Below are 22,858 nucleotides of genomic sequence, written 5' to 3'. Positions count from 1 at the left end.
AACAACTAATTTTGAGGCCCCATAATTCCGGGTGCTCCGTTTTTTAGTCGGGGCAACAAAAGTAGCTAAAACAACAAGAATGATAGATACCCAGCCCCAAGTAAAAAACAGTGAGATTTTCAGCACAATGGCTCGTATGGAACACGAGCAGCTTGTGTTTTGCCACGATGAAGTATTAGGCCTGAAAGCCATCATAGCGGTGCACAATACCGTACTCGGCCCTGCCATGGGCGGCACACGAATGTGGAATTATCAGTCGGAAGAGGAAGCCGTAAAGGATGCCTTGAGACTTTCGCGTGGGATGACTTTCAAAAATGCCATCGCCGGACTGAATATCGGGGGAGGAAAAGCCGTAATTATCGGTGACGCCAAGAAAATCAAAACTGAGGCCCTGATGCGCAGGTTTGGCAAGTTTGTGCACAGCCTGAATGGAAAATACTGGACCGCAGAAGATGTGAACATGAGTGCCCGCGACATGGAGTATATCCGTATGGAAACCCCGTATGTCACTGGTATCCCAGAGAGCATGGGTGGATCAGGAGACCCCAGCCCGGTGACGGCATATGGTGTATACATAGGCATGAAAGCCAGTGCCAAAAAGGCCTATGGATCTGATAACCTGAAGGGCAAGAAAATAGTGGTGCAAGGTGCCGGAAATGTGGGCACCTACCTCATTGAGCACCTCCTCAAGGAAGAAGCCACAGTATTCGTTTCCGACATTTTCGAAGACAAACTTGCTGCGGTGACCAAGAAATTTAACGTGTCGGTAGTAGATCCCAAAGACCTCTACACCATGGATATGGACATCTATGCGCCATGTGCCCTGGGTGCCACACTGAATGATATCACCATCCCTCAACTCAAATGTGCCATAGTAGCCGGAGCGGCCAATAACCAACTGGACGAAGAGGATCAGCACGCCGAAATGCTGAAAAGCAGAGGGATTATTTATGCTCCCGATTTCCTGATTAATTCGGGAGGGATAACCAACGTATATTACGAACAACAAGGCAACTACAACCGACAGAGAGTCTACGAACAGACAGAACGGATTTATGAAGTTTGCCAGGAAGTACTCGAATACGCTGAAAATAACGAAACAACAACACACCAGGCAGCTTTGCAACTAGCCCTCAACCGGATCAAGGATGTAGGGAAAGTAAAGCTCGCTTACTAAAATAAAGTCAATATATGCTTAATCGTAGGATTCTTCGTGTCAAAGCCATGCAGGCACTTTACAGTTATTTCACGGCACAGGAATCGCTGAAAGATGTAGTCAGAGAAAGACTGGAAAGTCAGTTTTACCCGGACCCGGCCAAGGATGACTTTGCCGAATCAGATAAGTTCACTGCTCGTCGAAAGACAGCGGCGCGCCTTTTCACCGAAAACCTCCAGCACAGATCTGTGACTGAAGAGACCGAAGAAGATGTGAAAGATGCCGCTGAGAGAAGCATAGAGGCTTACCACACAGAGCTCAGAAAGGAGCAAAGAAATATTCGCAACGTCATGATCAATGACATTGCGGATATTCATAAGCTTTATTTCAAGCTGGTGGCCCTCCCTCTGGAGTTTGCCCATCAGGAAAAGCTGGAGAAGGATAAGAAGGAAAAAGCCCACATTCACAAAGAGAGTGCATGGAGGTGGCACTTCATTCAAAATCCGGTCATCGATGCACTTACCAAGCACGAACCCTTCACCAAAGGGCTGATCGAGCTTAAAATCTCCTGGGACGAGGATGCGGATCAGATCAGAACCTGGTACAAGGACATTCTGAAAGCGGACCCTGTTTTGATCGAATACCAAACCAAGGAGCAGCCGACGGACGATGAGCATAAAGAAGCCATTCTGCATCTCTTCAAAAAAATCATTTTCAAAAATGAGTCCATCAATGAGTTCTTGTCAGAGTCTGACCTTCGCTGGACCGAAAACAAGGCGGTGCTCAAGAGCCTCGTCGTGAAGACTTTTCAGGATTATGAAAAAGACCTGGATCCATCCTATGAGATGAAAGAAGTCATCACCAACAAAGAAGATGACATGGAATTCTTTGAGGTTCTTTTTGACGAAACACTCAAGAAGAGCAAGGAATGGGATGATTTGATTGTGAAAAAAGTGAAAAACTGGGACATCTCCAGAGTGGCTCTGATGGATAGAATTATCCTGAAAATGGCCCTTACCGAAATGATGCAGTTTCACAGCATTCCAGTGAAAGTGACCATCAACGAGTTCATAGAAATATCCAAGTTGTACAGCACCCCGAAAAGCAAACAATTTGTGAACGGCATTTTGGATGTATTGGCAAACGAACTAACTTCGGATGGCGTTATAAGAAAAAGTGGTCGTGGACTTATCGACAACAAATAAATTCAGAATAATATGAGCAGTCGAGGAAATTCATTTTTTGCATTCATCTTAGGAGCCATCACAGGAGGTGTTCTGGGTGTTCTTTTTGCCCCAGACAAAGGCACCAATACCAGAGATAAACTTACCTATCGTCTGGACAAGTATAAGAAGCGGCTTGAAGAGATCGTGGAAGATCTGGTAGAAGGTGCAGACATGGTGGAAAACGAAGCAAAGTCAGAAGGTGAAAAAATCGTGAAGGACGCCAAGGTAAAAGCCGAAAAGCTTCTGGATGACGTCAACGGACTCATCGATCAGATCAAAACCAAATAATCAAGTGGCTAAAGACCCAGGTTTAGAGGGTCATCGTTAACAAATCATTAGGAATTATTAGGGCCTGAAAATCCTTATTGTTCTTTAAGTTTGTAATGATTTTAGCAATAAAAACTAAGTTTTATTATTATGAAAAGACATACCATTAACATTTTACTCGTTGCCATATTGGGCGTAGTAGCACTGAGCTGTGGCAACAAAGAATTGGAATCAAGAATTGCCAAGCTGGAAGGAAAAATTGCAGAATTGGAATCTAAGGGCTCTCCTGCCCGTCCTGCAGCCAACCCAGCTCCGGAAGCTGCCGAACCTGAGGTAAAACCAGAAGGTCCGCTACCTGCTATCGAGTTTGCTGAAGAAGACCATGACTTTGGTACCATCAAAGAAGGTGAGATCGTTGAGCACATGTTCAAATTCAAAAACACCGGAGATGCTCCTTTGATTATTTCTTCTGCTACAGCTTCATGTGGTTGTACTGTACCAGTTTGGCCTAAAGAGCCTATTGCAGTAGGTGAGGAAGCAGAAATTCAGGTAAGGTTCAACAGTAAAGGCAAGCCGGGTATCCAGAACAAAACGGTAACCATTACGGCCAATACCTATCCTAAAATCAACAGGGTAAAGATCAAAGCGAACGTAACCAAAGAGGCTAATCCCTCATAATCTCGAATAAACTGAAATGATAAAAGCACTTTTACTCCAGGTAGATGCTGGAGGTACCAATTATACGCAATTCATCATGCTGGCGGGCATGATAGCTATTTTCTATTTTTTCTTCATCAGACCTCAGCAAAAAAAGCAAAAGGATCAGAAGAAGTTTATAGAGGCTGTTAAAAAAGGAGATCAGGTAATCACAGTAGGTGGAATTCACGGAAAAATTGTTTCTGTAGAAGATACCACTGTTACCCTGGATGTGGATAAAGGCAATAAGCTGACCATTGAAAAGTCATCCATTTCTCTCGATGCCAGCAAAAGATTGGCACAATAAACAAGTATATAAAATATACCAATAAGTGTTAAAGGCATTCAACAACTGGAAGGTAGTCCTGCTCTCAATCATTGGGGCGACTACCTTTTGGTTTTTTAATGCCCTGAACAAAGATTACGACGCAAGGATCAGCTACCCCATAGAGTTCCAGTTTGACCGGGACAGTGTAGTGATCATGCAACCACTCCCCACTACTTTGTCCATAGATGTATCCAGCGGAGGGTGGAATCTTCTTAGAAAAACCTTTTGGTTCAATGTCACGCCTATCCAGATCGTACTGGAAAACCCTACGGAAATAGGATTTTACACCCGCAATTCGCTCATGCCGATTGTGTCTGATCAGCTGGACGAGCTCAAAATCAACTACCTGGCCACTGATACGATCTACATCAACATCGAAAGAAAGCGACAGAAAAAAGTGGCGCTCTTTATCGATTCCCTGGGTATAGACCTGGCAGAAAATCACCGGATCACCTCACCCATTTCTCTTGCCCCGGATAGCGTCATCCTGGTAGGACCACAGAGTTTCTACGATACGCTGGGTACATCCCACCAGGTCTGGATAGAAAGCCGTGGAATCAGTAGCAATTTCAATCGGGAGATCGATGTGAAACTAAAGGGTGGCAGACTCACCTCCAGTATTCCTGATCAGGTTAGAATTCAGTTTCAGGTTGATAAATTCGAGCGACGAAGTATTCAAATCCCCATCGAAAAGGAAAATTTCCCTGAGGATTCATCCGTGGTACTCTCCACCGATTTTGTGCAGATTTTCTATACCATACAGCAATCAAAAGAAGAGGACTACAGTACCCGCGATTTTGCCATCACGGCGGACCTCCACATGCTGGATCGGGCTGACTCTACTGTACTCGCCATCCTGGTTTACCAACCGGAGGAAGCCATGGATATAGATGTGATCCCGGAGAACATAAAAGTGATTCATGTCCGGAAATAGACCCGCTCTCGTTGGTATTACTGGCGGGATAGGGGCAGGAAAAAGCACAGTAGCCCGCATATTCAAAACCCTCGGTATTCCCGTGTATGATGCAGACAGCCGCGCCAAGTGGCTCATGAACAATGATCGGGAATTAAAGGAAGGCATTGTGTCCTTATTCGGGACTGAAGCCTATGATCACCAGCAAATCAATCGAACGCACATTGCCCGGCTGGCCTTTTCTGATCAGTCTCTACTATCAAGCCTGAACGCCCTGGTACATCCGGCAGTAGCCAAAGATTTTGACCATTGGGCTGGAAAGCAAGCCACTCCGTATGTCCTGAAAGAAGCTGCTCTGCTTTTCGAATCGGGATCGTACCAATCGCTGAGTGCCATAATCACAGTGACTGCAGACGAATCTCTGAGAATGCGTCGCGTACTCAAAAGAGATGCCCATAGAACCGAACAGGATGTGAAAAAAATGATGGCCGCCCAATGGGCAGAGGATAAAAAAGTAGCTCGCTCCCAATACATCATCACCAATGATGAAACCACGGCTGTCATCCCTCAGGTCTTAAAAATACATGAGCAATTATTGGGTAAGATCTCTGGGTAATTTGATCTGATCTGCATAAAAATTCATTCTCTTGGACCGCACATCCAGGGGCTCTATCCGGTCCACACGATCCTCGCTGTTGTTGTAAAATACCTCCACATATACCCTGTCCAGCAGGTACAAATTGATTTTGTGCCGATAATATCTGATGGAAGTAATCAACTGTCCATTAAAGTAGAGCCACTTGGCCCTTTCAGGGAATGAAAGTCCGAGAAAACGATTTTTGGTCATGCATTTAAGTTACTAAAGAATTTACTGATCACAGTAAATCCGTTCATATTCTTCCGGGCGAAAGGCCTGAGACCGAATGGGCGCACCGGCCAGGTCAAAATAAGTTACCACGAAAAAGGCTGCCGTTTTAAGATGTTGCTCAGCAAAAAACAAAGGAGCCTCCTTTGTTCCCAGGTTGAGAATGTCATTGTATTGCATAGGAAGCAAAATGCCCCTGGTATCGGTCATCAACCCATGGCCGTCTTCTCCCACCACGATGGCCAAAGACTGACCATCCACCGAAAACCATGGACGCACCGACCGAATGGCATCCATTACCACTTCATTTTCAAAGGTCCTAAGCGACCAGATGGTCCCTGACCGCACCCAGCAGGTGGTATCATTCCACTTCAAAAGCTGATCAAATTCAGCCGGAAGCATCCATTTATTGGCCCCATTCACCAGCCCCACTTTGCCCCCTTTTTTAACCTCATAGTACTGACCGAATGTCTGGATTCGAGTCTCATACTCAGAGGGCAGGAGTACGCCATTGTTCAGATCCAGGCATCCGATCTTTCCATCTTGCAAGAGAAAAACGAGGCCATTCTTTTCATCAATCACTTCATATTTGAAAGGAAGGACTTCCTTGCCTTTGGTATTCATGAGGCCTATCTTTTTTCCTTTTTTCACACGAAACAATGAATCCGTCAGCAGAGCCACTTCGTCCAGTTGTTTTTCCAGAATCACGTCTCCAGACGCACCAATCACTGATTGTTTTTTGGCCTGACTCAGTAGCAGATAGCTCGCCTTTGATTCCCGTGCCTGCGGCCCAATGACCCTAATGCCATCACCTGCGCCCAACGTCCTTGTTAAACCATTCTGAAACAAAAGCTGACCCTGATCTCCTCTTTGTACATAGGCGGCATGCTGCGATAGCAGTTTGACTGAATCCAGGCCCGTCAGCAGGTCCACCGACTCCTGACCCAGACGTGAGAGCAACATCCAGGCATCTGGCTTTCTGAAAGCCAGCCACCCATCGTTTACCTCGATTTCTGCAAATACCGGTGCTTTCCTCTTGTGAAATTCATCCAGGAGGTAATACCCCTCAGAATCCTTCACATACCAAAACGAACCATCAAAATAAATCTGGTGAGCCGCCAAAGGCACCAATACCTCCAGGTTCCGGCCAATTAAACTTTCCTGATCTTCCCGAAACACCTGCACCAGACTATCACCAATCATTTCATAGTCATCATATACAAATGACAATCCGGAAGAGATTCCCTGTGCCACCTCGCTCACGTCAGAAATAGCAAAAAGGCCGTCCGATTCAAATAGGATGAATGATCCCTGAGAGGCAATAGAAGTATAGCCAGGCTTGGCCAAAAGATAACCGCCAGGCGTAATCAACCCCCACTCATAATTATGTTTAAAAGCGATCCATCCATTGGACAGTTCTTGTGCATCATCAACAGTCAGTCCTGAAATTTGATAGCCCGAACTGTGGTACAAAAACCCTTCGCCATCACGATACACAATCCTGACAGCTGCGCTGATCTCTTTAATGTCCTCAACGTCAGAGACAATCACCTGCCCCAACCTATTGACCACAGCAGTTGTCTTGTCTGCCCGCACCTGCAGCCAATCGCTGGTGATACCCCCGCATATATAGTCTTCAGAAATCTCATGATAAGCAGGCGGGATAATGGTTACTCCCTTCAGATCCATTAGTCCAAATTTATTCCCTTCCAAAAATGGCAACAGAAGCTTATCCTGCACACCAGCGATGCTCCGTAATGAATCAGGCTGCGGATGCAAACTCGCGAGCCGTTGAAGGGAGTCAGGAGCGCCCAGGTAATACAGCATGTCCACTGCTTTTTTTCTCAGATGGGAGGCTGGATAAGTCTTCACAAACCAGCTATAATCTGACCACTGATTCAGAATGGTACGCCGCTCAAAAATGATCTCCTCTGCCATTTTCCGAAAGGGGGTATCCGGATGATCCTCCAAAAACTTGATGTAGCTCTCCAGCTTATCATCTTTGGTGTAGTCTTTAAAAATTAAGGACTGGTACCTGCTGCGTGCGTCTGGCACAAAGGTGGATTGCGGATATTCCTCAAAAAATCGCTCATAAGCCTGCCAGGTGTCCTGCTCAGAAGCCTGTCCAAACGCCAGGCTATCACGCATGAAAATGGCCCTTCCCTTCTTCACTGCCTCAGGGAATTTCGCTAGGTATTGTTCAAAAGCCGCAATTGACATCTCGCTCTCCGTCCGTGCAAAAGCAGCCAATTCTACCTGTTGTCTTTGGGCTACAAATCTTGAGGAATCCAACCCGGCCTCCATGAGTTCCTCCCTGACCTCAGCAGTCGCCACCCCCAGATCAGACAGTGCGTTGGTGATATAGGCATATGCTGAATCCACCTGATAAAGGTGATACCTCTCCTCCAAAAAAAGGAGCGACATATAGTATCTGGATCCGGGATTCACACGCTCCTTCTCCAGGGATTTACGCGCCACCTTTTCGGCTTTTTCGTAATCCCCCTTTTCCATCAGTTTTTGGAGTTTTTCCAAAGGACCAGCCCAAAGAGTTGCCCCAAAATGGGCCGTCAATAAAACAATAATTAAAATTTTCTTCGCCATCTTTCTATGCTGCCAGCTGCGCAAAATAATAACAAATATTTACGACCTCCCTCAAAAAATTGAGTCCCTGTTTATTGAGTCAAAGAATATTCCCGTTTAAACGCAATTTGCTCCGTTTATTCATTTGACTTATTGCTTTTTAAGTGTTTTCAATACATTTACCTAATTAATTCGCAAAGGCGAGTAAATTTTAGGCGGTGATTGATCTGGCGAAAGCCAGATCCTAAGATTCGATTCCAACCAGTTATGGATCGATCTTAAACTGGGGGCAAGTTTCTTGCCCCCTTTTTTTGTGCCCGTCTAAACCCGATCAAACGGAAATTAGGGATCAAGCGGAATTCCTGTGGGGGGATTGTACTATGCATAGATTTTAGAGAGTCGATATAGGAAGAAACATACTTTTCTTACGCCTCTAAACTGAGCCCTTAGAGCTTTGATTTTGGCATTGAAAGATTCGGCAGCAGCATTGGTACTTCTTTGATTGAAGTAATTGAGGGATCAAGCGGAATTCCTGTGGGGAGATTGCATTAAAGATGGATGGTGAAGTTGTGATCTGATACCTTATATACCTCAATCTAGTTGATTGGCCACTTACCCTTCATTTTCTTTGCTTGCCCCGGGCCGCGTAGGCAAAGAAAACAATTGGTGGTCGTCCTACAGAAGGGCACCAACCTGGCCGGTCGCACGCAAAAAATCATTTTAACTCATCGTGTTTCAGCCTTTTTTTGGAATTTTATTGGAGTCAAAATGATTCACACTTGTCCCGGCCGGGCAAGGCTTGGATGCCCCACCCTCCTGAGCGTTCCTACTTTTCGAAATTCACAGTCCATTAATTGGGCTTTACAAAATATAACTATATAGAGTTACCACACACCAATATTGCTTGATCCGAGATTGTATTAAAAGTGGATAGTGATCCGTAATCTGGCACCTCATGTGACTCAATCCAACTGATTGGCTACCTATCTTCATTTCTTTGCTTGCCCTAGGCGGCGTGGACAAAGAAAGCATTTAGTGATACTACAGAAGGGCACCAACTTAGCCGGTCGCACGCAAAAAATCATTTTGACTAATCGTGCTAGGGTTTTTAGGAATTGTTAGAGTCAAAATGATTCACGCTTATCCCAGGCGGGCAAGACTTGGATGCCCCGCCCTCATTTGCGTCACTATGTTCTGAATCCGGAGTGAATTAATTCTTCCTTACAAAATATAACTATATAGTGTTACCCCACACGAATATTGCTTGATCCGTAGTGATCCCAAAAAAGCACTAACCTCACTGGTCCGACAAGGCCTGGCACCAATCCTCCTTTATACCTGTACATTCCTGAATTACGACGTACACCGTAACCTTTTGCAAGTATTTTAGAATACGTTTTGTCCCTTTCGGATATTCAGGCCTTCTGGTACTGCTCGTTCACTTTGGGTTCTCCCAACAGAATGTCCGCTCCGGTATTCCCTCTGAATTGGTCAAAGTTCTTATGGAACTTCAAGACCAGCTTATTAGCCATTTGGTAAAATGCCTGGTCGTTCTTCCAGGTTTCTCGTGGACTTAGAATTTCTGCCGGCACACCAGGGCAGCTGGTAGGAATCTCCGCACCAAATAGTGAGTGGGTTCGATATCCGACATTGTCCAAAATGCCGGAAAGCGCAGCTGAGATCATGGCTCGGGTATATTTGAGTTTAATTCTGGAACCCACTCCATAAGGCCCTCCTGTCCATCCTGTATTGATGAGCCACACGTTAGTATGATTTTCCTCCAATTTGCGCCCGAGCAGCTTGGCATACTCAGCCGGGTGGAGGGGCATGAAAGGTGCACCGAAGCAGGCAGAAAACACAGGCGTTGGCTCTTTCACACCATCCTCAGTACCAGCTACTTTTGAGGTATACCCGGATACAAAATGATACATCGCTTGAGCAGTGGACAATCGCTGGATAGGGGGCATTACCCCAAAAGCATCGCAAGTCAGGAAAAAAATGTTTTTCGGAATACCTCCTATAGAGGGCTCCACTGCATTAGGAATGTAACTAATAGGATAAGAAACCCTCGTGTTTTCAGTGACCTCTACATTGTCATAATCCACCTCGCGTGATTCTGGCAAAAATCGGGTGTTTTCCAAAATGGCTCCGAACTTTATGGCATTGAATATTTCGGGTTCCTTCTCATGACTCAAACCAACTGTCTTGGCATAGCATCCTCCTTCGAAGTTGAATACATTGCGCATAGTCCAGCCATGCTCGTCATCACCAATCAATAGTCTTTCCGGATCAGCCGAAAGGGTGGTTTTACCGGTTCCGGACAGTCCAAAAAAGATAGCCGTATCCCGATCCTTTATACCCATATTGGCAGAGCAGTGCATGGGGAAGACTCCCTCCTCAAGGGGCAGGAGAAAATTGAGCACAGAAAAAATTCCCTTTTTCATTTCTCCAGAGTAGCCTGTACCTCCAATAAGGATGATCCGACGGGTCAGGTCAATGACTGAAAAATTTTCCTGTCGTGTCCCATCTGTTTCGGGATCTGCCAAGAACCCCGGGCAGTTGATGATGGTAAAGTTTGGTACGAAAGTCTCCAGTTGGTACCGCTCTGGTCGGATAAACATGTTGAAGCAAAAAAGATTATGCCAGGCCACAGTATTAATCACCCTCAATTTGATGCGATGGGTCTTATCTGCTCCAGCATAAGCGTCTCGTACATAGACTTTCTTATCAGCCAGATAGCCAAGCATTTTGGCATACAATCGGTCAAAACTATCCGGAGAGATTGGAATGTTAATATCCCCCCACCACACGGCATTTTCAGTTTTAGAATCCCTGACTATAAATCTGTCTTTGGGTGAGCGCCCGGTAAACTGACCCGTATCGCACATGAGGGCACCTGTGTCCGAAAGTGTCCCTTCGCGGTTTTGTAGTGCGATTTCGGTGAGTTGAGAGGGATCCAGATTCCACCAGGCCTCTTTTACCTGTTTGATTCCTGATTCTGTGAGCCCCGATTTTTTGGACTTAATACCAAACTCTAGCATGGTTATATAAATTATTAGTGGTTGATTAATTGAGTTTTTCGCTCAGAAGTATGGAGAATTCCTGTGACAGGAACATCCCTTGTCCATCGTGTCCTATCCCGTCCACAATGCTACGGGTATGTGCATGCTGACCCGGATAATAAGCATTCATAAAAGTGAAGATATTCTCTCCGCGCTGATACCTGGTGGACCCAAGCAGTGTTGCGCTGCAGTCAGAGGTGTTTAGGGCGCCATCGTTGCTCGTGTTATTGCCCAAAAAGTAAACCACTTTTCTGCCAGCAAACTGACCATTGAAGTCTTCTGGGGAAAGTCCATTCAGATAAGATGGAGCACTCTGAAAGCCAAGCGGCCAGTAATTGTATCCTGCACAATCTGATGGCTCAAAAAAGGTTCCGGCCTGTTCATTGTATCGATAGTTATTGGGATAATACAAGTACTGACTGTTAGCTACCACATATTCGAAATCGATGGCGCTATGAATGCTTTGTGAGAAATTGGCCCCTGCATAAACATGGGTGAAAAGGCCCCCGGAAGAATGACCCGTAACCAGTATTTTTTCCAAAACTGGAAACCGTGACTTGTCCACTAAGATATTGATCAAGTTATCTACTAAAGCAAACGAGCTGATCCTTACATGGCCATTGGAGGGTTGCCCTTCCCGCCAACTGGAAGTATTCCAGTAAAAATCCTGATCATTAGCGTCGGATTCTTCTTTGAACCATGGAGCCAGGAGTACCGTATTGTTTTGAAGTTCCGTATTTCTGAGTGCAGTTGTGAGGTAGGTGAAGTAATTATCAGCGTCCCTGTTTTGTCCATGCACCACAATGACAGCATTTCGAAGTGTTTCCCATTGAGCGTTTTCCAGAAGGATGGGGTGGCTGCTATAAAAGTCAAAGCTTGCCGATTGTCCCTGATCCTCTACCTCCAATGTCTCGATACACGAGAGGTTAGTACAGGGAGCCAATTCGCGGATGATTTCGTCTTCGGCTGTGGTGAAGTTGACCATGAACCCTTCCTGAAGTGATTCGCCGCTGGCTCCTATTTCTCCTACTGACAGTGTGAGCGTATATTGAGTCTTGTAGCTCAGATCTGCGGTGATCTGAGCCTTTGACTGTGCATTGGACAGTAAAACCTCCACCGGAACCATCGTGTCCTCTGCCTCCAGGGAAAGGTGAGCCTTCAGCTGGTCCAAATCCACAGAAGCATCAAACACAAGTGAAATCTCAGAATCTATCTGCACCCCTGACAACCCATCCGTCAAAGCTGCTCCATTTATAGTGGCAGAAATAATGATGAGGTTCTTCGGTGCAGGAGTTTGATCTCCGCAAGACACTAAAGCCATGCTCAGTATCACTAGCAGCATTAATTTTAACTTCATCGAACGTTTTTTAGTAAAAAAAACCAAGGATGTCTCAATTCACACTTAATGAGACACCCTTAATTTCATTTTAATCACAAAAAGTATATGGACAGGCAGAATTTTGAGTGGTGGTGGATGTTGCTGCACAATCCACCCCTCCATGGGTCCATTTACTGCCTACTTTGTAAGCCCATGATCCGGCATACTCCCAAGGCTGACCTGTGCCGTCCACATCAGAATCTCCGAATACCTCAATAATCGTAGATCCCTCAAATAGCTCAATGGCATCATCTCCATTTTGATTCATGGCATCCGTCTCAAAGACATGATTGAATCCACTAAAGCAGGTGCCAAAATAGGTGCTCAGCGTGTTTACTTCCCTTGCCAGAAGAATGTGATCTCCCTCAGACACAGACATGGATGTTAGAGAATACTCCAGCCCATCGGTGCCTCCGCCATTATTTGCTACACCTACACCATATACTCCCAGATCGGCTATGTCTCGATTTGCCAAAAGGTGCACGGCCTTTCCTCCATTGGTACCAGAACCATCCCACGAAATGGCCAAAACCCCCTTGAGAATAAGTGGATTGTCACACAATGGATATATGCAGTCCGACTCCAAGGTACTGGAAGACCCCTCGCTGCAATTAACTAATCCTGTAGTCCAATTGCCACCCAACTTATATGCCCATGACCCGGCATATTCCCAAGACTGGTCTGTTCCATCTACATCAGCATCTCCGTAAGTCTCTATCACCGCTGTACCCTTGAATAACTCAATGGCATCATCCCCGTTCTGGCTCATTTCATCGGTTTGAATGATGTGCTCAAACTCCCCATAACATGTAGTTTCAAAATAGCTCTCGAGCGCCGATGGTTCACGAGCTATCAGGATATCCTCACCCGCCAATACCGACATAGTGGGTAGGTTGAACTCTATGCTGTCGGTTCCACCTCCATTATTGGCGACCCCCAGGCTATACAGGCTAAGATCGGCAATATCCTCAACGGCCTTCAGGTGTACAGCCTTACCGCTGTTGCCGTCAGTTTCAGTAGCCCATCGCAACGCCATCACCCCTTTAATGATCAAGGCTGGCAGTTCATCATTGATCGTCAGGTTGATTTGTTGTGTTCCACTCTCTACGGCATTGATGAGCTCACCAATGGTAACCTGAACACTCTCCTCTCCCTCAATGTCCGAATCGTTAATGGCTGTAAGGGTCACAGTGCTACTTGTGCTCCCTTTGGGGATACTTAAACTTTCAGCACTGAGAGAATAGTCCATACCGTGTATCGCATTCCCTGCAAAAGACAAACTCACCGTCACATCCACTGTGGTAGGTTGATTAATTGTAGCGCTGATCGATGCAGACTCTCCTTCAAGAAGGCCTGTTTTATCCACCGATAGCGTGACCTGCGATGGAACAAATGCTTTGGTGGAAAAAGTAAGAGCATAGTCGTCTACCAGAGCCTCTCCGCTGGCACCATAGCTTCCTCCAGGCAAACTGAGGGTATAACTTGTCTCATAATCAAGAGGTGAGGAAAATGCGATGGTGACAAATGAATTGGTTTCGTCGTAACTGAACACATAGTCAGTCACATTGCTAATGGACAAAGCCTCCTCCAGAGCCGTAGTGTTCAATGAGTGTGAAAAGACCATTTCAATCTGTGGGTTTTCTGTTTCCACTTCACTACCCTCCTCCAGTGCCGTAGCATTATAAGTAATAGAAATCACCCGCAGGTCGTTCGAGATGGCTGGGTTTTCTTCCTCTGTGCAGGCAGTCAGCAAGGTCATCGAGACTACCAGCAAAGCAATCAGGTATTTGATATTAGAGTTTATATTTTTCATGATCATCAACGATTGAGGTTAGTACTATTTAGATTTTGAAATTGCTTAAACCCTTCCGGGAAAAGGTTGGGATCAATGTCCCACAAGTAAGGCAGCGCGAAATAGGTAGCTATGGTGATCAGCATTATGGAAATGAGGTTCATCCAGAACCCTGAGCTGATCATATCAGGAATTCGGAGGTAGCCAGACCCGAAGACCACTGCATTAGGGGGTGTGGCCACCGGGAGCATAAAAGCACATGAAGCTGCCAGAGTTACAGGTACCATGATCATAAATGGATGCAAATTGAAAGACAGAGCCATAGGGGCAAGTACTGGTAAAAGCATGGCCGTAGTGGCCAGGTTGGAGGTGATTTCCGTCAGAAAATTCACAATGGTCACCAGTACCAAAATCAACACAATCAATGTAAGTCCATCCATTCTGGTCATTTGATTGGCAATCCACTCAGCCAGACCGGTAGAAGTAAATCCTTTGGCCAGAGCCATTCCACCACCAAAGAGCAAAATGATGCCCCAGGGCAGTTTCACAGCCTCTTTCCATTTGATCAGTTTTCTTGACCTTGTTTTGTCCGGGATCATAAAGAGGACCACCGCAGAAGTCATGGCAATGATGGTATCATCAAGTCCGGGAATAACCTTTTGGAGCAGTGACCTGAAAATCCATGCGAACGCTGTACAGATAAATACCACCAAAACGGCCTTTTCTTCAAAGCTGATTTTGCCCAGTGCCCGAATCATGTCTCTAATCTCCCCTTTGCCTCCCGGAAACTCGATTTCATCAAATCGAAAAGCATATTTGGTAAGATATCTCCAGCAAATCACCGTGAGAATAGCGGAAGTCGGCAAACCAAACATCATCCATTCAAAGAAGCTCAGTTTCACATTGTAGATTTCCTCCAAAATGCCGGCCAACACCAGGTTGGGAGGTGTGCCGATCAATGTGGCAATGCCACCGATCGATGCACTGTAAGCAATCCCCAGCATTAAAGCTTTTCCCAGAGCATTTCCATCATGTGCCGAGCCATTGGTATTTTTCTTAAACTGAGAAACAATGGCCGTGCCTATCGGGAGCATCATCACAGAAGTCGCTGTATTGGATATCCACATGGAGAGGAAAGCCGTAGCTACCATAAATCCCAGAATGATGTTGGAAACATTTGAACCTATAATTCGAATGATGTTCAAGGCTATACGTCTATGAAGGCCCCATTTTTCTATGGCAATGGCCAAAATAAACCCACCCATATACAGGAATATGTACTTGTGCCCGAATGACTCTGTGGTACTGCCAATATCCAGTGCGCCGGTCATTGGGAAAAGTAAAATAGGCAGCAGGGCTGTCACCGCTATCGGTACAGCTTCCATCACCCACCAGATAGCTATCCAGACGGTAGAGGCCAGCACATGATAGGCTTCTATATTCATGGACTCCGGTGGCCCCACCATCTCCATGATCAGGAAAGAGAGCGGCCCCAAAATCAAAGCAAATGTTTTGTTATACTTTCTGATCATTTCTTAATGTGTTCTGGGTTGAGGATGTGAGCCTCCACTACCGTTTGCAGAAACTCTGCGTTATCCTTGCCCATCATCGCCAGGTACAGCTCTTCTCCATTCTTATCTGTAATTTTGATCCGATCTGCTAAACCGATAGGGCTCTCGCCAGTGAGCATGGCGTAAAAAACGCAGGCCGTCAGATATGTCCCCGCTGTAGATGGATGACTTCCATCATCATGAAACAACTCCAAATCCGGTCGCAGACTTCTCACCTGTGCCCACACCTGCCCAACAGGCGCGACCTCCGTAGTGCTCACCTTACCCAGATTGCTATAACCTGCAGAAATCTTTTCCTGCATCAGTGGGTTATATGCTCTGGCCCACGTTTCATACAGCATCGGCCTGGCGCCTGACTCTCTGATCAGATCAATAAACTTTTGGCCATAGGATAAAAATTCTTCAGGTGTATCGATGCTGCTCAGGCTGTGGTTTTGAATGACCACCACGTCCCATTGACTTTGTGTTATGAGTTGTCTGGTTTTTAGTCCCTTTTCACCATCCCAGTGTTGCCTAAGTGAAGCGCCACCGGCAGTGGATTTTCTTGCCATCACCGGGAAATCCCGCGATGCTCCCATCGCAGCCACCATCTGGGGAAGGTTCCAGAAGTAGGTATAACTATTGCCTACAAAAAGCACTCGGAGGGTATCCTTAGGCTGAGCATCCAGACGGCTGGCTACCAGACAAAAGAAAAAGACCAACAAAACAGAGAGATTCTGCCTATATCGAAACTGCATCATAATATTATTGATTTACCATTGTGGCCTCAAAAAACCCGGGAATGGGATTCGGCACATTTTTATTTCTATCTATTTCTGACTGTGGATAAATAAACCTCTGGGGCAATTCATTGCCTGTATTGGGAGCCACCGGCACCCGCACCGTACCCTCACCCAAAGTGCGCCGAGTATCACAAAAGCCCTCTATCTGCCCAAAAAGGGTTACATATCGCTCCTGCAGAATTTCCCGTAGCAAAGCATTTTCTGAAGACAGTCCATCAGGATTTTCCATGCCTCCATTATCAAAGTCAGCAGAAACATAAGGATCGTAAAGGATGTCGGCAGGGCTCGCACTAGTCAGGTAACCACCTGTAGACATAAAGGCCCTGAACTCGTTGAGATGACTAAGGCCAATGCCAAAACTCTGGGATCTAAGGCCCGCCTCAGCCAGGATCAATAGGTTTTCTTGATAGGTGACCATCGGAGCGGAGGCCTCTTGGGCGGCCAACCCACTAATGGTATTAGGTTGGGTACCTACATCATTAATTTGGAAATAAAATTTATACCTCCCCGTTTCGTTGGTCTTGGTATTGCCCCGATAGTTAGCGATCTGCGGGTTTGTAGCAGGGTCTGGTGCCACCAGACTAGTCATAAAGTCTGAGGTGATCAGGTCGGCTCCTCTCACCTGCACGGCAAAAAACTGATAAGTGAGATTAGACTCATCGGCACCACTCCCATGCGGGGCATAGAGTGAGCTGGCCATAGACTGAATGCCATTGGCTGCCGCCGCATAAGCTGCTTCATAATTCTTCACATGCAGGAAATATCTCGCCTTAAGCGTATATGCCACCTCAGTCCAGGCATCAGGGTTCCCATCGAAGAAGATGTCGGATCCGCTGGTAGGCCTGCCTGTACCAGTGGATAGGTTGAGAATGGCTTCATCCAAAAGCAAATGTATTTTCTGATAAACCTGAACCTGTGCTTCAAACTTTGGATGCTCTATGGAAATGTCCGCTGCTTCATCAAAAGGGATATCACCAAATAGAGATGCCTCTGTACCATAGGCCATGGCCTGGATAACCTGAGCAATCCCGGCAGTAACGCCCTCTATGCCCTCCTGAGCTGCTGCTTCCTGAGCCTCCTTGGCATTCCGAAGTGTGTTCACAAAAGCATCATCCCACAAGTTGTCAAAGTCACTGGTAGTGACAGTATAGGAGTCAAACCCCTGGTGCTGCCGCTGTATCCCCGTATAATATCCACAGAAGATACCAGCCCTTCGTGCTGTTTCACCTGTCTGTAAAATGATGTTTCCCACTTCCGCACCTGTAAGGATGTTTTGATAAGATGCTGTTGTAGGGTTATTGGGGTCATCGTTTAGGCCTTCCACCAGTCCTTCACATGAGATCAGAATGCCCACGCCCAATAGTGATAATATGAATATGCTAGGTAATTTCATGTCTTTATCGTTTAGAGGTTGAGAAGTAGGGTGAATACATAGGATTTTGTGCTGGGGTTATTGAAGTAATCAATTCCCCTGGCAGCGCTCACTCCGTTCAAATTGGTATCGGGATCATTTCCTTCAAACTTGGTCCAGAGGAAGAGATTTCTTCCTGTGGCCGAGATCTCTGCGGATTTCACCCCGAGTTTTTTCAGAAGTGAATTAGACATTTGATAACTCAGGCCAAGCTCTCTTAACCTGGTCCACGAACCATCTTCGATGTAGAGTTCATCATTTCCATTGCCAAAGAATCCGCCATCTCCCAGATACCAGGGTTCAGTGAGGGCCACAGGCCCTGCGCCGAAATCATGTACCACTCCCCGGAAGGTTGTCCCCATCGGAATAACGTTACCGTTGTAATCCAGCAAATTCTGTGTTGACATTGATTCTTTTGCCGACCCTTCCCATCGGCCCAGGTCATATAAGACAGATTTGGTGCCTGCATAGATATCTGCTCCCTGAAATGTCTCAAGAAGTGCAGAAAGTGCGAAGTTTTTGTAGCGAATGGTGGTGGACACAGATCCTTGCCAGTCTGGATTAGGATCACCGATCACGCCTTCCAGTTGATCCTGCTCTGGAAATCCGTTTTTGTCATAGACGATATTTCCGGCATCATCTCTGAGCGTTCTGGATCCCCAGAGTACTCCGAGTGACTTGCCTTCCACCGCTCGGTTGTTTACAGCATCCAATCCTCCTAGTGCGAGGGACTCCACACCGGCCAGATCTGTCACTTTGTTTTGCACATCCGTGTAGATTACATTGGCTTGCCAACCAAAATCCTTCGTCTCAATAATGGTATAACCCAGGTCAAGTTCTACTCCTTTATTTTCAATTTCAGCGCCATTCGAATAAATCCGATCGTAGCCTCTTGAATTTGCAATAGGAAAATCGAGGAGCACATTTTCGGTAGTGTTTTGAAAATAAGTTGCACTCAGGGAAAGTCTGTCTTTGAGGAACCTCAGGTCGCCTCCCAGTTCAAATTCCTTTTTTCTTTCTGGCTGAAGGTTAGGGTTTCCACGAGAAGTGCTTGGAACAAAACCTCCGTTGCCATAGAGTCCCAGGTTGAGCCCACCACCGAATTGATCAGAGTAAGTAGGAGACACAAATACATTGCTGGTATTATACCGGGCAGGCTGCACACCCACCTCACCATAAGATGCGCGAAGCTTACCAAAAGAAACGCCTTCCACGTCCAACAGTTGATGAAACTGCCATGCCGCCGATACTGAAGGGAAAATAAAAGTATTATCTGCCTGGCTACCGAAAGTTGACGCAGATTCTGCCCGTATGGTTCCATTGATAAAGAGGGCATCAAATGCAGAAAACGTCATGGAGGAATATAAACCCACCGTTCTTTCCTGTCCAAAGGAGCTCTCTACCGTCCTGTTCTCAGGCAGGGCGTTGTCTATATCTCTGGTGGGGCTGGCCACATCAGTAAATTGTATAAAGTTAGAAATCTCACTGCCATCTACTTTCAGCTGCTTATGGTTGAAATTGAAACCAACCAGAAGGGACAAATCAAAATCACCACCAATGGATTTGGTTGCCTTGGCGATATAATCCATATTAAAAATAAGATTGGAGGCAAGGTTGGAACTGAAAGTGCCTGTGCGGTATTCTCCGGCCGCAGATCCGGGCGTATTGAACTCCTGTCTTTCCTCACTATAATGATCTATGCCCACCCGACCGATGAGATCAATCCAGCTTGTGGGTGAGTAAGTCAGCTTCAGGGTATTGATAAAACGATTGACGGTAGCCAGATTCTCTTGTTCATTAATGGTCCAGAGCGGATTATTATAGGTAGGAGTAGCGTCTGCGGCTAATGGCTCCCGATACGACCTGTGTCTGTTAGACACTGGTGCCGCATCCGGCCCTGCATAATAATCTCCTCGGTACCCCGAGATATCAAAGTCTGTGGGATTCCGCAATAGGCCGAGATAAAGACCTGATGAGCTCGCCCCTCTTCTTATCCTGTTAGAATTAGTTTTGGCGTAAGTCAGGTTAGCATTTATTCTAAATTTTTCATTGAGCATGTGCTCACCATTGAATCTTACGCTCGTTCTCCGATAATCAGAATTATTGCGAATAATTCCCTCCTGATTCAGATCGCTCACGCTAAAGAACGCAGTGCTGTTAGCATTCCCTGCGGACAAGCTAATGTTGTTTTCGAGAAAATGACCATTTTGAAAAACCTGATCGAAATTGGAGTCATCGTATGTTTCCTGAGATTTTTTGTCACTGATCGGGTACCAGATTTTGCCATCCTGATCCACAAAGTACTCGCCAGAAGTTTCAAACTCATCTTGCCCGCCAGCCCTTTCGGATATTTTGTCTCCCCAGGAATCCCGTGCCCGCCCATTATACACGCCATCGTTGCCCTGACCAAAAGTGTTTTGGAGCGGGTATTTCCGATTGATTTGATCTACTGAATAGCTCGACTTAATAGTCACTTTCAGGTCTTGATTGTATTTGCCACTCTTGGTCGTAATCATAATGACCCCTCCAAGTGCCTGAGTGCCCCATAGTGCTGCCGCCGATGCGCCCTTCAACACCGTAATATTTTCAATGTCGTTGGGGTTGATGTCATTCAGCCTCGACTGCTGGGCTATTCGACCAGCACCGTTGCCACGCACATCGTTGCTAATAGGCACTCCATCTACAACGATCAGCGGCTGGGCATCACGCGTGATCGTAGACAGTCCACGTATCTGAATGTACGCCCCGGCACCCGGGTCTCCAGAGTTTCGGGAAACCCTCACCCCAGAAGACTTTCCTGAGAGCGAATTCAGCAGAGTGCTCTCAGCAGCTTTGCTCACGGATTCACTATTGACCACCGAATTGGCATATCCGAGGTTATCACGATTTTCCTTGAAACCCAATGCTGTCACAATCACCTCATCCAACTCTTCCAGGTCAATCTCTAAGGATACATCAATCGACTCAGGCCCATTGACCGTTTTCCTGAGGGTTTCAAATCCCACAAAACTAAAAGTGAGGAATGAACCATTCTGCGCCTTGATGCTAAATCTGCCATCAACATCTGAAGTGGTTCCGTAGTTGGTGCCCTCTACCATAATAGTGGCCCCTATGATGGGCTCACCATCCGGGTCCTTCACAGTACCACTGATGGTCTGCTGCGCAATTGCCCCCAGACTGGATAGCCACAAGGCGCAGAGGATTAGAATTAGTTTGTTTTTTGGCATAGGTGTCATTTTTTGGTTGATAAAAAGTATAAAACCACTCGCCAGCAGCCCTCGAAAGCAACATATTCATAATATATCGCATTCGTATAGGTTTAAAAATGAGTGATTCGTAATTATAGGGGCATTTTTTTGCGAAATACATACTTTGAGAGATTATATCCTTTTTCAAGGAATTTTATGCGATTTCAACAAATCCGGCCAAAAAGAATCGGAGCCTATTTGCAGGAATTTATTAGAATTACACCATAATGACGGAACTCTACAGTGATTTCATCCATAAGCTCAAGAAACTCTTTGGAAAATTTGATGAAAGCCATAAGAGGTTCGAGAAATCGAGCAATTCTGAAATTGCACGGGAGCTTGGATATAGTGATGCACAGTTTTCCAGATTGATCAACGAATCGGCCACCGCAGGGGAATATCAGCGTGCCATCCAAAGCATAGACAGGATATTGATGGTGGTGCAACTAGAATCTGAGCTTGGACGCAAGCTGGGTGGCACCCAAGATTGGAAAAAGCACCCCGGTTGGCTTGGTGCCACCGTGCTTGTCGTACTCTTACTCATCCTGACAATCATTTGGCGACCTGGCAGCTATCAGGAGCTACCAGACTCTGAGAAGTCTCCCAGGGACAACATGCTCAAATGGACTTTCGAAACGGCATTTATCAATCCATATGTTAAACTGGATGACTTACCGGAAGACTGCAATTATCCATGCTATAAGTATCAGGGCAAATGGGAACTGAAGGAAGGATATAAAATTCCTTTTTTCAGGGAAAGAAATGGATTCCACTACTCTGCTACCGAGGTGAATATGTATGCCCGCTGTATGAGTGAGAAAGACCCCAAGGGAAAAATCATAGAAGGCTACGAATACCAAAAGCATGAAATCTGGTATGACAGAAGGGAGCTTCCGATTGATTCTTTCATCAGGAAAGACCTGGCCCTCAAGGACTTTTATAAGCAACTAGACTTCAGCCTTGACAATAACTTTGTGAAAGTGGCCACAGTACATACCTTCTTTAGAAATGAATTTGAAATTGACTCATTGGTCATCCATCGTTCAGGAAAGGTGATCGGACGCGATCTCGAATTTACCGATCAGGAGGAGTTGGAAGAGCTCTTTTCTAGTAAAAACTTGATCAAAGATATTTTAAGTGAGTTAAACAGAATAGCTACCAACCGGCTGGAAGATTTTTCCAGACCAATAACCTGTGAGCCCGCACAAGTACCCTCTTCAAACATACATTTGATCAAGGATGGAGATGAAATGAGCTTCAATTGTCAACTGACCACCAGCCGACTGGCGATGAATTACACCAAGACCTTTGTCCTCAAAGATCAGTACATTAAAAACACCTGTAGGGTGAGTAGTAATTAGGAGAACACCTCCCTCCGATTTCGAACCAACCCCCCGCTGGTTCTCATCCAGGCCATAAAACGCAAAAAGCCAACCTAAACAGGTTGGCTTTGCTGGTCGAGGTGACTGGATTACTCATACGCACAGCCATGCGCGCAAACCCCTCGTGAATCTACGCTGCGCTCCGATTTCGAACCGACCCCCCGCTGGTTCTCATCCAGGCCATAAAACGCAAAAAGCCAA

17 protein-coding genes and 1 pseudogene are annotated in these 22,858 nt (G+C 46.0%); 8 read left to right on the top strand and 10 right to left on the bottom strand.

Annotated features, from left to right (window positions below; all coding sequences use genetic code 11):
- Nucleotides 1-79: 79 nt before the first annotated feature.
- The 7 genes from GV030_RS15830 to coaE all read left to right on the top strand — a co-directional run bounded on the left by GV030_RS15830 (nucleotide 80) and on the right by coaE (nucleotide 5,202).
- Nucleotides 80-1,177 carry a Glu/Leu/Phe/Val dehydrogenase dimerization domain-containing protein gene (locus tag GV030_RS15830; protein ID WP_159584086.1) on the top strand — a complete coding sequence of 366 codons (1,098 nt, stop codon included), beginning with the start codon at nucleotides 80-82 and terminating at the stop codon, nucleotides 1,175-1,177.
- Between the two features lie 14 nt (nucleotides 1,178-1,191).
- Nucleotides 1,192-2,361: a transcription antitermination factor NusB gene (gene nusB, locus GV030_RS15825; RefSeq protein WP_159584084.1), complete on the top strand. Its 1,170-nt coding sequence runs from the start codon at nucleotides 1,192-1,194 to the stop codon at nucleotides 2,359-2,361.
- Between the two features lie 12 nt (nucleotides 2,362-2,373).
- Nucleotides 2,374-2,670, top strand: a complete 297-nt coding sequence (locus GV030_RS15820; protein ID WP_159584082.1) for a YtxH domain-containing protein — start codon at nucleotides 2,374-2,376, stop codon at nucleotides 2,668-2,670.
- A 129-nt stretch (nucleotides 2,671-2,799) separates the two neighbouring features.
- On the top strand, nucleotides 2,800-3,327 hold the full coding sequence (locus GV030_RS15815) for a DUF1573 domain-containing protein (RefSeq protein WP_159584080.1): 528 nt from the start codon (nucleotides 2,800-2,802) through the stop codon (nucleotides 3,325-3,327).
- 16 nt (nucleotides 3,328-3,343) lie between these two features.
- On the top strand, nucleotides 3,344-3,652 hold the full coding sequence (yajC, locus tag GV030_RS15810) for a preprotein translocase subunit YajC (RefSeq protein WP_159584078.1): 309 nt from the start codon (nucleotides 3,344-3,346) through the stop codon (nucleotides 3,650-3,652).
- A gap of 25 nt (nucleotides 3,653-3,677) precedes the next feature.
- Nucleotides 3,678-4,607, top strand: a complete 930-nt coding sequence (locus GV030_RS15805) for a hypothetical protein (protein ID WP_159584076.1) — start codon at nucleotides 3,678-3,680, stop codon at nucleotides 4,605-4,607.
- Nucleotides 4,594-5,202: a dephospho-CoA kinase gene (gene coaE / locus GV030_RS15800; RefSeq protein WP_159584074.1), complete on the top strand. Its 609-nt coding sequence runs from the start codon at nucleotides 4,594-4,596 to the stop codon at nucleotides 5,200-5,202. The genes GV030_RS15805 and coaE overlap by 14 nt, the downstream gene beginning before the upstream one ends.
- On the opposite strand, the gene GV030_RS15795 is transcribed toward coaE, so the two are convergent.
- From GV030_RS15795 to GV030_RS15750, 10 genes and pseudogenes are all read right to left on the bottom strand, one after another.
- Entirely contained in the window at nucleotides 5,179-5,433 is a 255-nt protein-coding gene (locus tag GV030_RS15795; protein WP_159584072.1) for a hypothetical protein, read from the bottom strand. The genes coaE and GV030_RS15795 overlap by 24 nt on opposite strands.
- A 21-nt stretch (nucleotides 5,434-5,454) precedes the next feature.
- Nucleotides 5,455-7,962, bottom strand: a complete 2,508-nt coding sequence (locus GV030_RS15790; protein ID WP_159584070.1) for a WG repeat-containing protein — start codon at nucleotides 7,960-7,962, stop codon at nucleotides 5,455-5,457.
- Between the two features lie 447 nt (nucleotides 7,963-8,409).
- A pseudogene (locus GV030_RS15785) lies at nucleotides 8,410-8,547 on the bottom strand (transposase); the annotation flags it as partial.
- A gap of 899 nt (nucleotides 8,548-9,446) precedes the next feature.
- Nucleotides 9,447-11,072 (bottom strand): phosphoenolpyruvate carboxykinase (ATP), encoded by a 1,626-nt coding sequence (pckA, locus tag GV030_RS15780; RefSeq protein ID WP_159584068.1) that lies wholly within the window; start codon nucleotides 11,070-11,072, stop codon nucleotides 9,447-9,449.
- 25 nt (nucleotides 11,073-11,097) lie between these two features.
- A complete protein-coding gene (locus GV030_RS15775; RefSeq protein ID WP_159584066.1) occupies nucleotides 11,098-12,450 on the bottom strand; it encodes an Ig-like domain-containing protein in 1,353 nt (450 codons plus the stop codon).
- 70 nt (nucleotides 12,451-12,520) lie between these two features.
- A complete protein-coding gene (locus tag GV030_RS15770) occupies nucleotides 12,521-14,284 on the bottom strand; it encodes an Ig-like domain-containing protein (RefSeq protein WP_159584064.1) in 1,764 nt (587 codons plus the stop codon).
- A gap of 5 nt (nucleotides 14,285-14,289) precedes the next feature.
- Nucleotides 14,290-15,795 (bottom strand): SLC13 family permease, encoded by a 1,506-nt coding sequence (locus GV030_RS15765; RefSeq protein ID WP_185155829.1) that lies wholly within the window; start codon nucleotides 15,793-15,795, stop codon nucleotides 14,290-14,292.
- Nucleotides 15,792-16,574, bottom strand: a complete 783-nt coding sequence (locus tag GV030_RS15760; RefSeq protein WP_159584062.1) for a hypothetical protein — start codon at nucleotides 16,572-16,574, stop codon at nucleotides 15,792-15,794. Before GV030_RS15760 ends, GV030_RS15765 begins: the two co-directional genes overlap by 4 nt.
- A gap of 4 nt (nucleotides 16,575-16,578) precedes the next feature.
- Nucleotides 16,579-18,009 carry a SusD/RagB family nutrient-binding outer membrane lipoprotein gene (locus GV030_RS15755; RefSeq protein ID WP_159584060.1) on the bottom strand — a complete coding sequence of 477 codons (1,431 nt, stop codon included), beginning with the start codon at nucleotides 18,007-18,009 and terminating at the stop codon, nucleotides 16,579-16,581.
- Between the two features lie 11 nt (nucleotides 18,010-18,020).
- The gene (locus tag GV030_RS15750) at nucleotides 18,021-21,254 is read right to left on the bottom strand and encodes a SusC/RagA family TonB-linked outer membrane protein (RefSeq protein ID WP_159584058.1); all 3,234 of its coding nucleotides are present in this window, start codon (nucleotides 21,252-21,254) and stop codon (nucleotides 18,021-18,023) included.
- 248 nt (nucleotides 21,255-21,502) lie between these two features.
- Here GV030_RS15750 and GV030_RS15745 point away from each other — a divergent pair, with 248 nt between their 5' ends.
- Entirely contained in the window at nucleotides 21,503-22,636 is a 1,134-nt protein-coding gene (locus GV030_RS15745; protein ID WP_159584056.1) for a hypothetical protein, read from the top strand.
- Nucleotides 22,637-22,858: the final 222 nt, after the last annotated feature.

The sequence above is a fragment of the Marinoscillum sp. 108 genome (assembly GCF_902506655.1).
GTDB classification, from domain to species: Bacteria; Bacteroidota; Bacteroidia; order Cytophagales; family Cyclobacteriaceae; genus Marinoscillum; species Marinoscillum luteum.
Note: the sequence above shows the minus strand (reverse complement) of the source record. Positions and strands in the feature narration are given on the sequence as shown.

What these genes read in the sequence shown, in the direction of transcription:
- GV030_RS15830 (WP_159584086.1), top strand. Translation starts at nt 80, where the DNA reads ATGATAGATACCCAGCCCCAAGTAAAAAACAGTGAGATTTTCAGCACA.
- nusB (WP_159584084.1), top strand. Translation starts at nt 1,192, where the DNA reads ATGCTTAATCGTAGGATTCTTCGTGTCAAAGCCATGCAGGCACTTTAC.
- GV030_RS15820 (WP_159584082.1), top strand. Translation starts at nt 2,374, where the DNA reads ATGAGCAGTCGAGGAAATTCATTTTTTGCATTCATCTTAGGAGCCATC.
- GV030_RS15815 (WP_159584080.1), top strand. Translation starts at nt 2,800, where the DNA reads ATGAAAAGACATACCATTAACATTTTACTCGTTGCCATATTGGGCGTA.
- yajC (WP_159584078.1), top strand. Translation starts at nt 3,344, where the DNA reads ATGATAAAAGCACTTTTACTCCAGGTAGATGCTGGAGGTACCAATTAT.
- coaE (WP_159584074.1), top strand. Translation starts at nt 4,594, where the DNA reads ATGTCCGGAAATAGACCCGCTCTCGTTGGTATTACTGGCGGGATAGGG.
- GV030_RS15795 (WP_159584072.1), bottom strand. Translation starts at nt 5,433, where the DNA reads ATGACCAAAAATCGTTTTCTCGGACTTTCATTCCCTGAAAGGGCCAAG.
- GV030_RS15790 (WP_159584070.1), bottom strand. Translation starts at nt 7,962, where the DNA reads ATGGAAAAGGGGGATTACGAAAAAGCCGAAAAGGTGGCGCGTAAATCC.
- pckA (WP_159584068.1), bottom strand. Translation starts at nt 11,072, where the DNA reads ATGCTAGAGTTTGGTATTAAGTCCAAAAAATCGGGGCTCACAGAATCA.
- GV030_RS15775 (WP_159584066.1), bottom strand. Translation starts at nt 12,450, where the DNA reads ATGAAGTTAAAATTAATGCTGCTAGTGATACTGAGCATGGCTTTAGTG.
- GV030_RS15770 (WP_159584064.1), bottom strand. Translation starts at nt 14,284, where the DNA reads ATGAAAAATATAAACTCTAATATCAAATACCTGATTGCTTTGCTGGTA.
- GV030_RS15765 (WP_185155829.1), bottom strand. Translation starts at nt 15,795, where the DNA reads ATGATCAGAAAGTATAACAAAACATTTGCTTTGATTTTGGGGCCGCTC.
- GV030_RS15760 (WP_159584062.1), bottom strand. Translation starts at nt 16,574, where the DNA reads ATGATGCAGTTTCGATATAGGCAGAATCTCTCTGTTTTGTTGGTCTTT.
- GV030_RS15755 (WP_159584060.1), bottom strand. Translation starts at nt 18,009, where the DNA reads ATGAAATTACCTAGCATATTCATATTATCACTATTGGGCGTGGGCATT.
- GV030_RS15750 (WP_159584058.1), bottom strand. Translation starts at nt 21,254, where the DNA reads ATGCCAAAAAACAAACTAATTCTAATCCTCTGCGCCTTGTGGCTATCC.
- GV030_RS15745 (WP_159584056.1), top strand. Translation starts at nt 21,503, where the DNA reads ATGACGGAACTCTACAGTGATTTCATCCATAAGCTCAAGAAACTCTTT.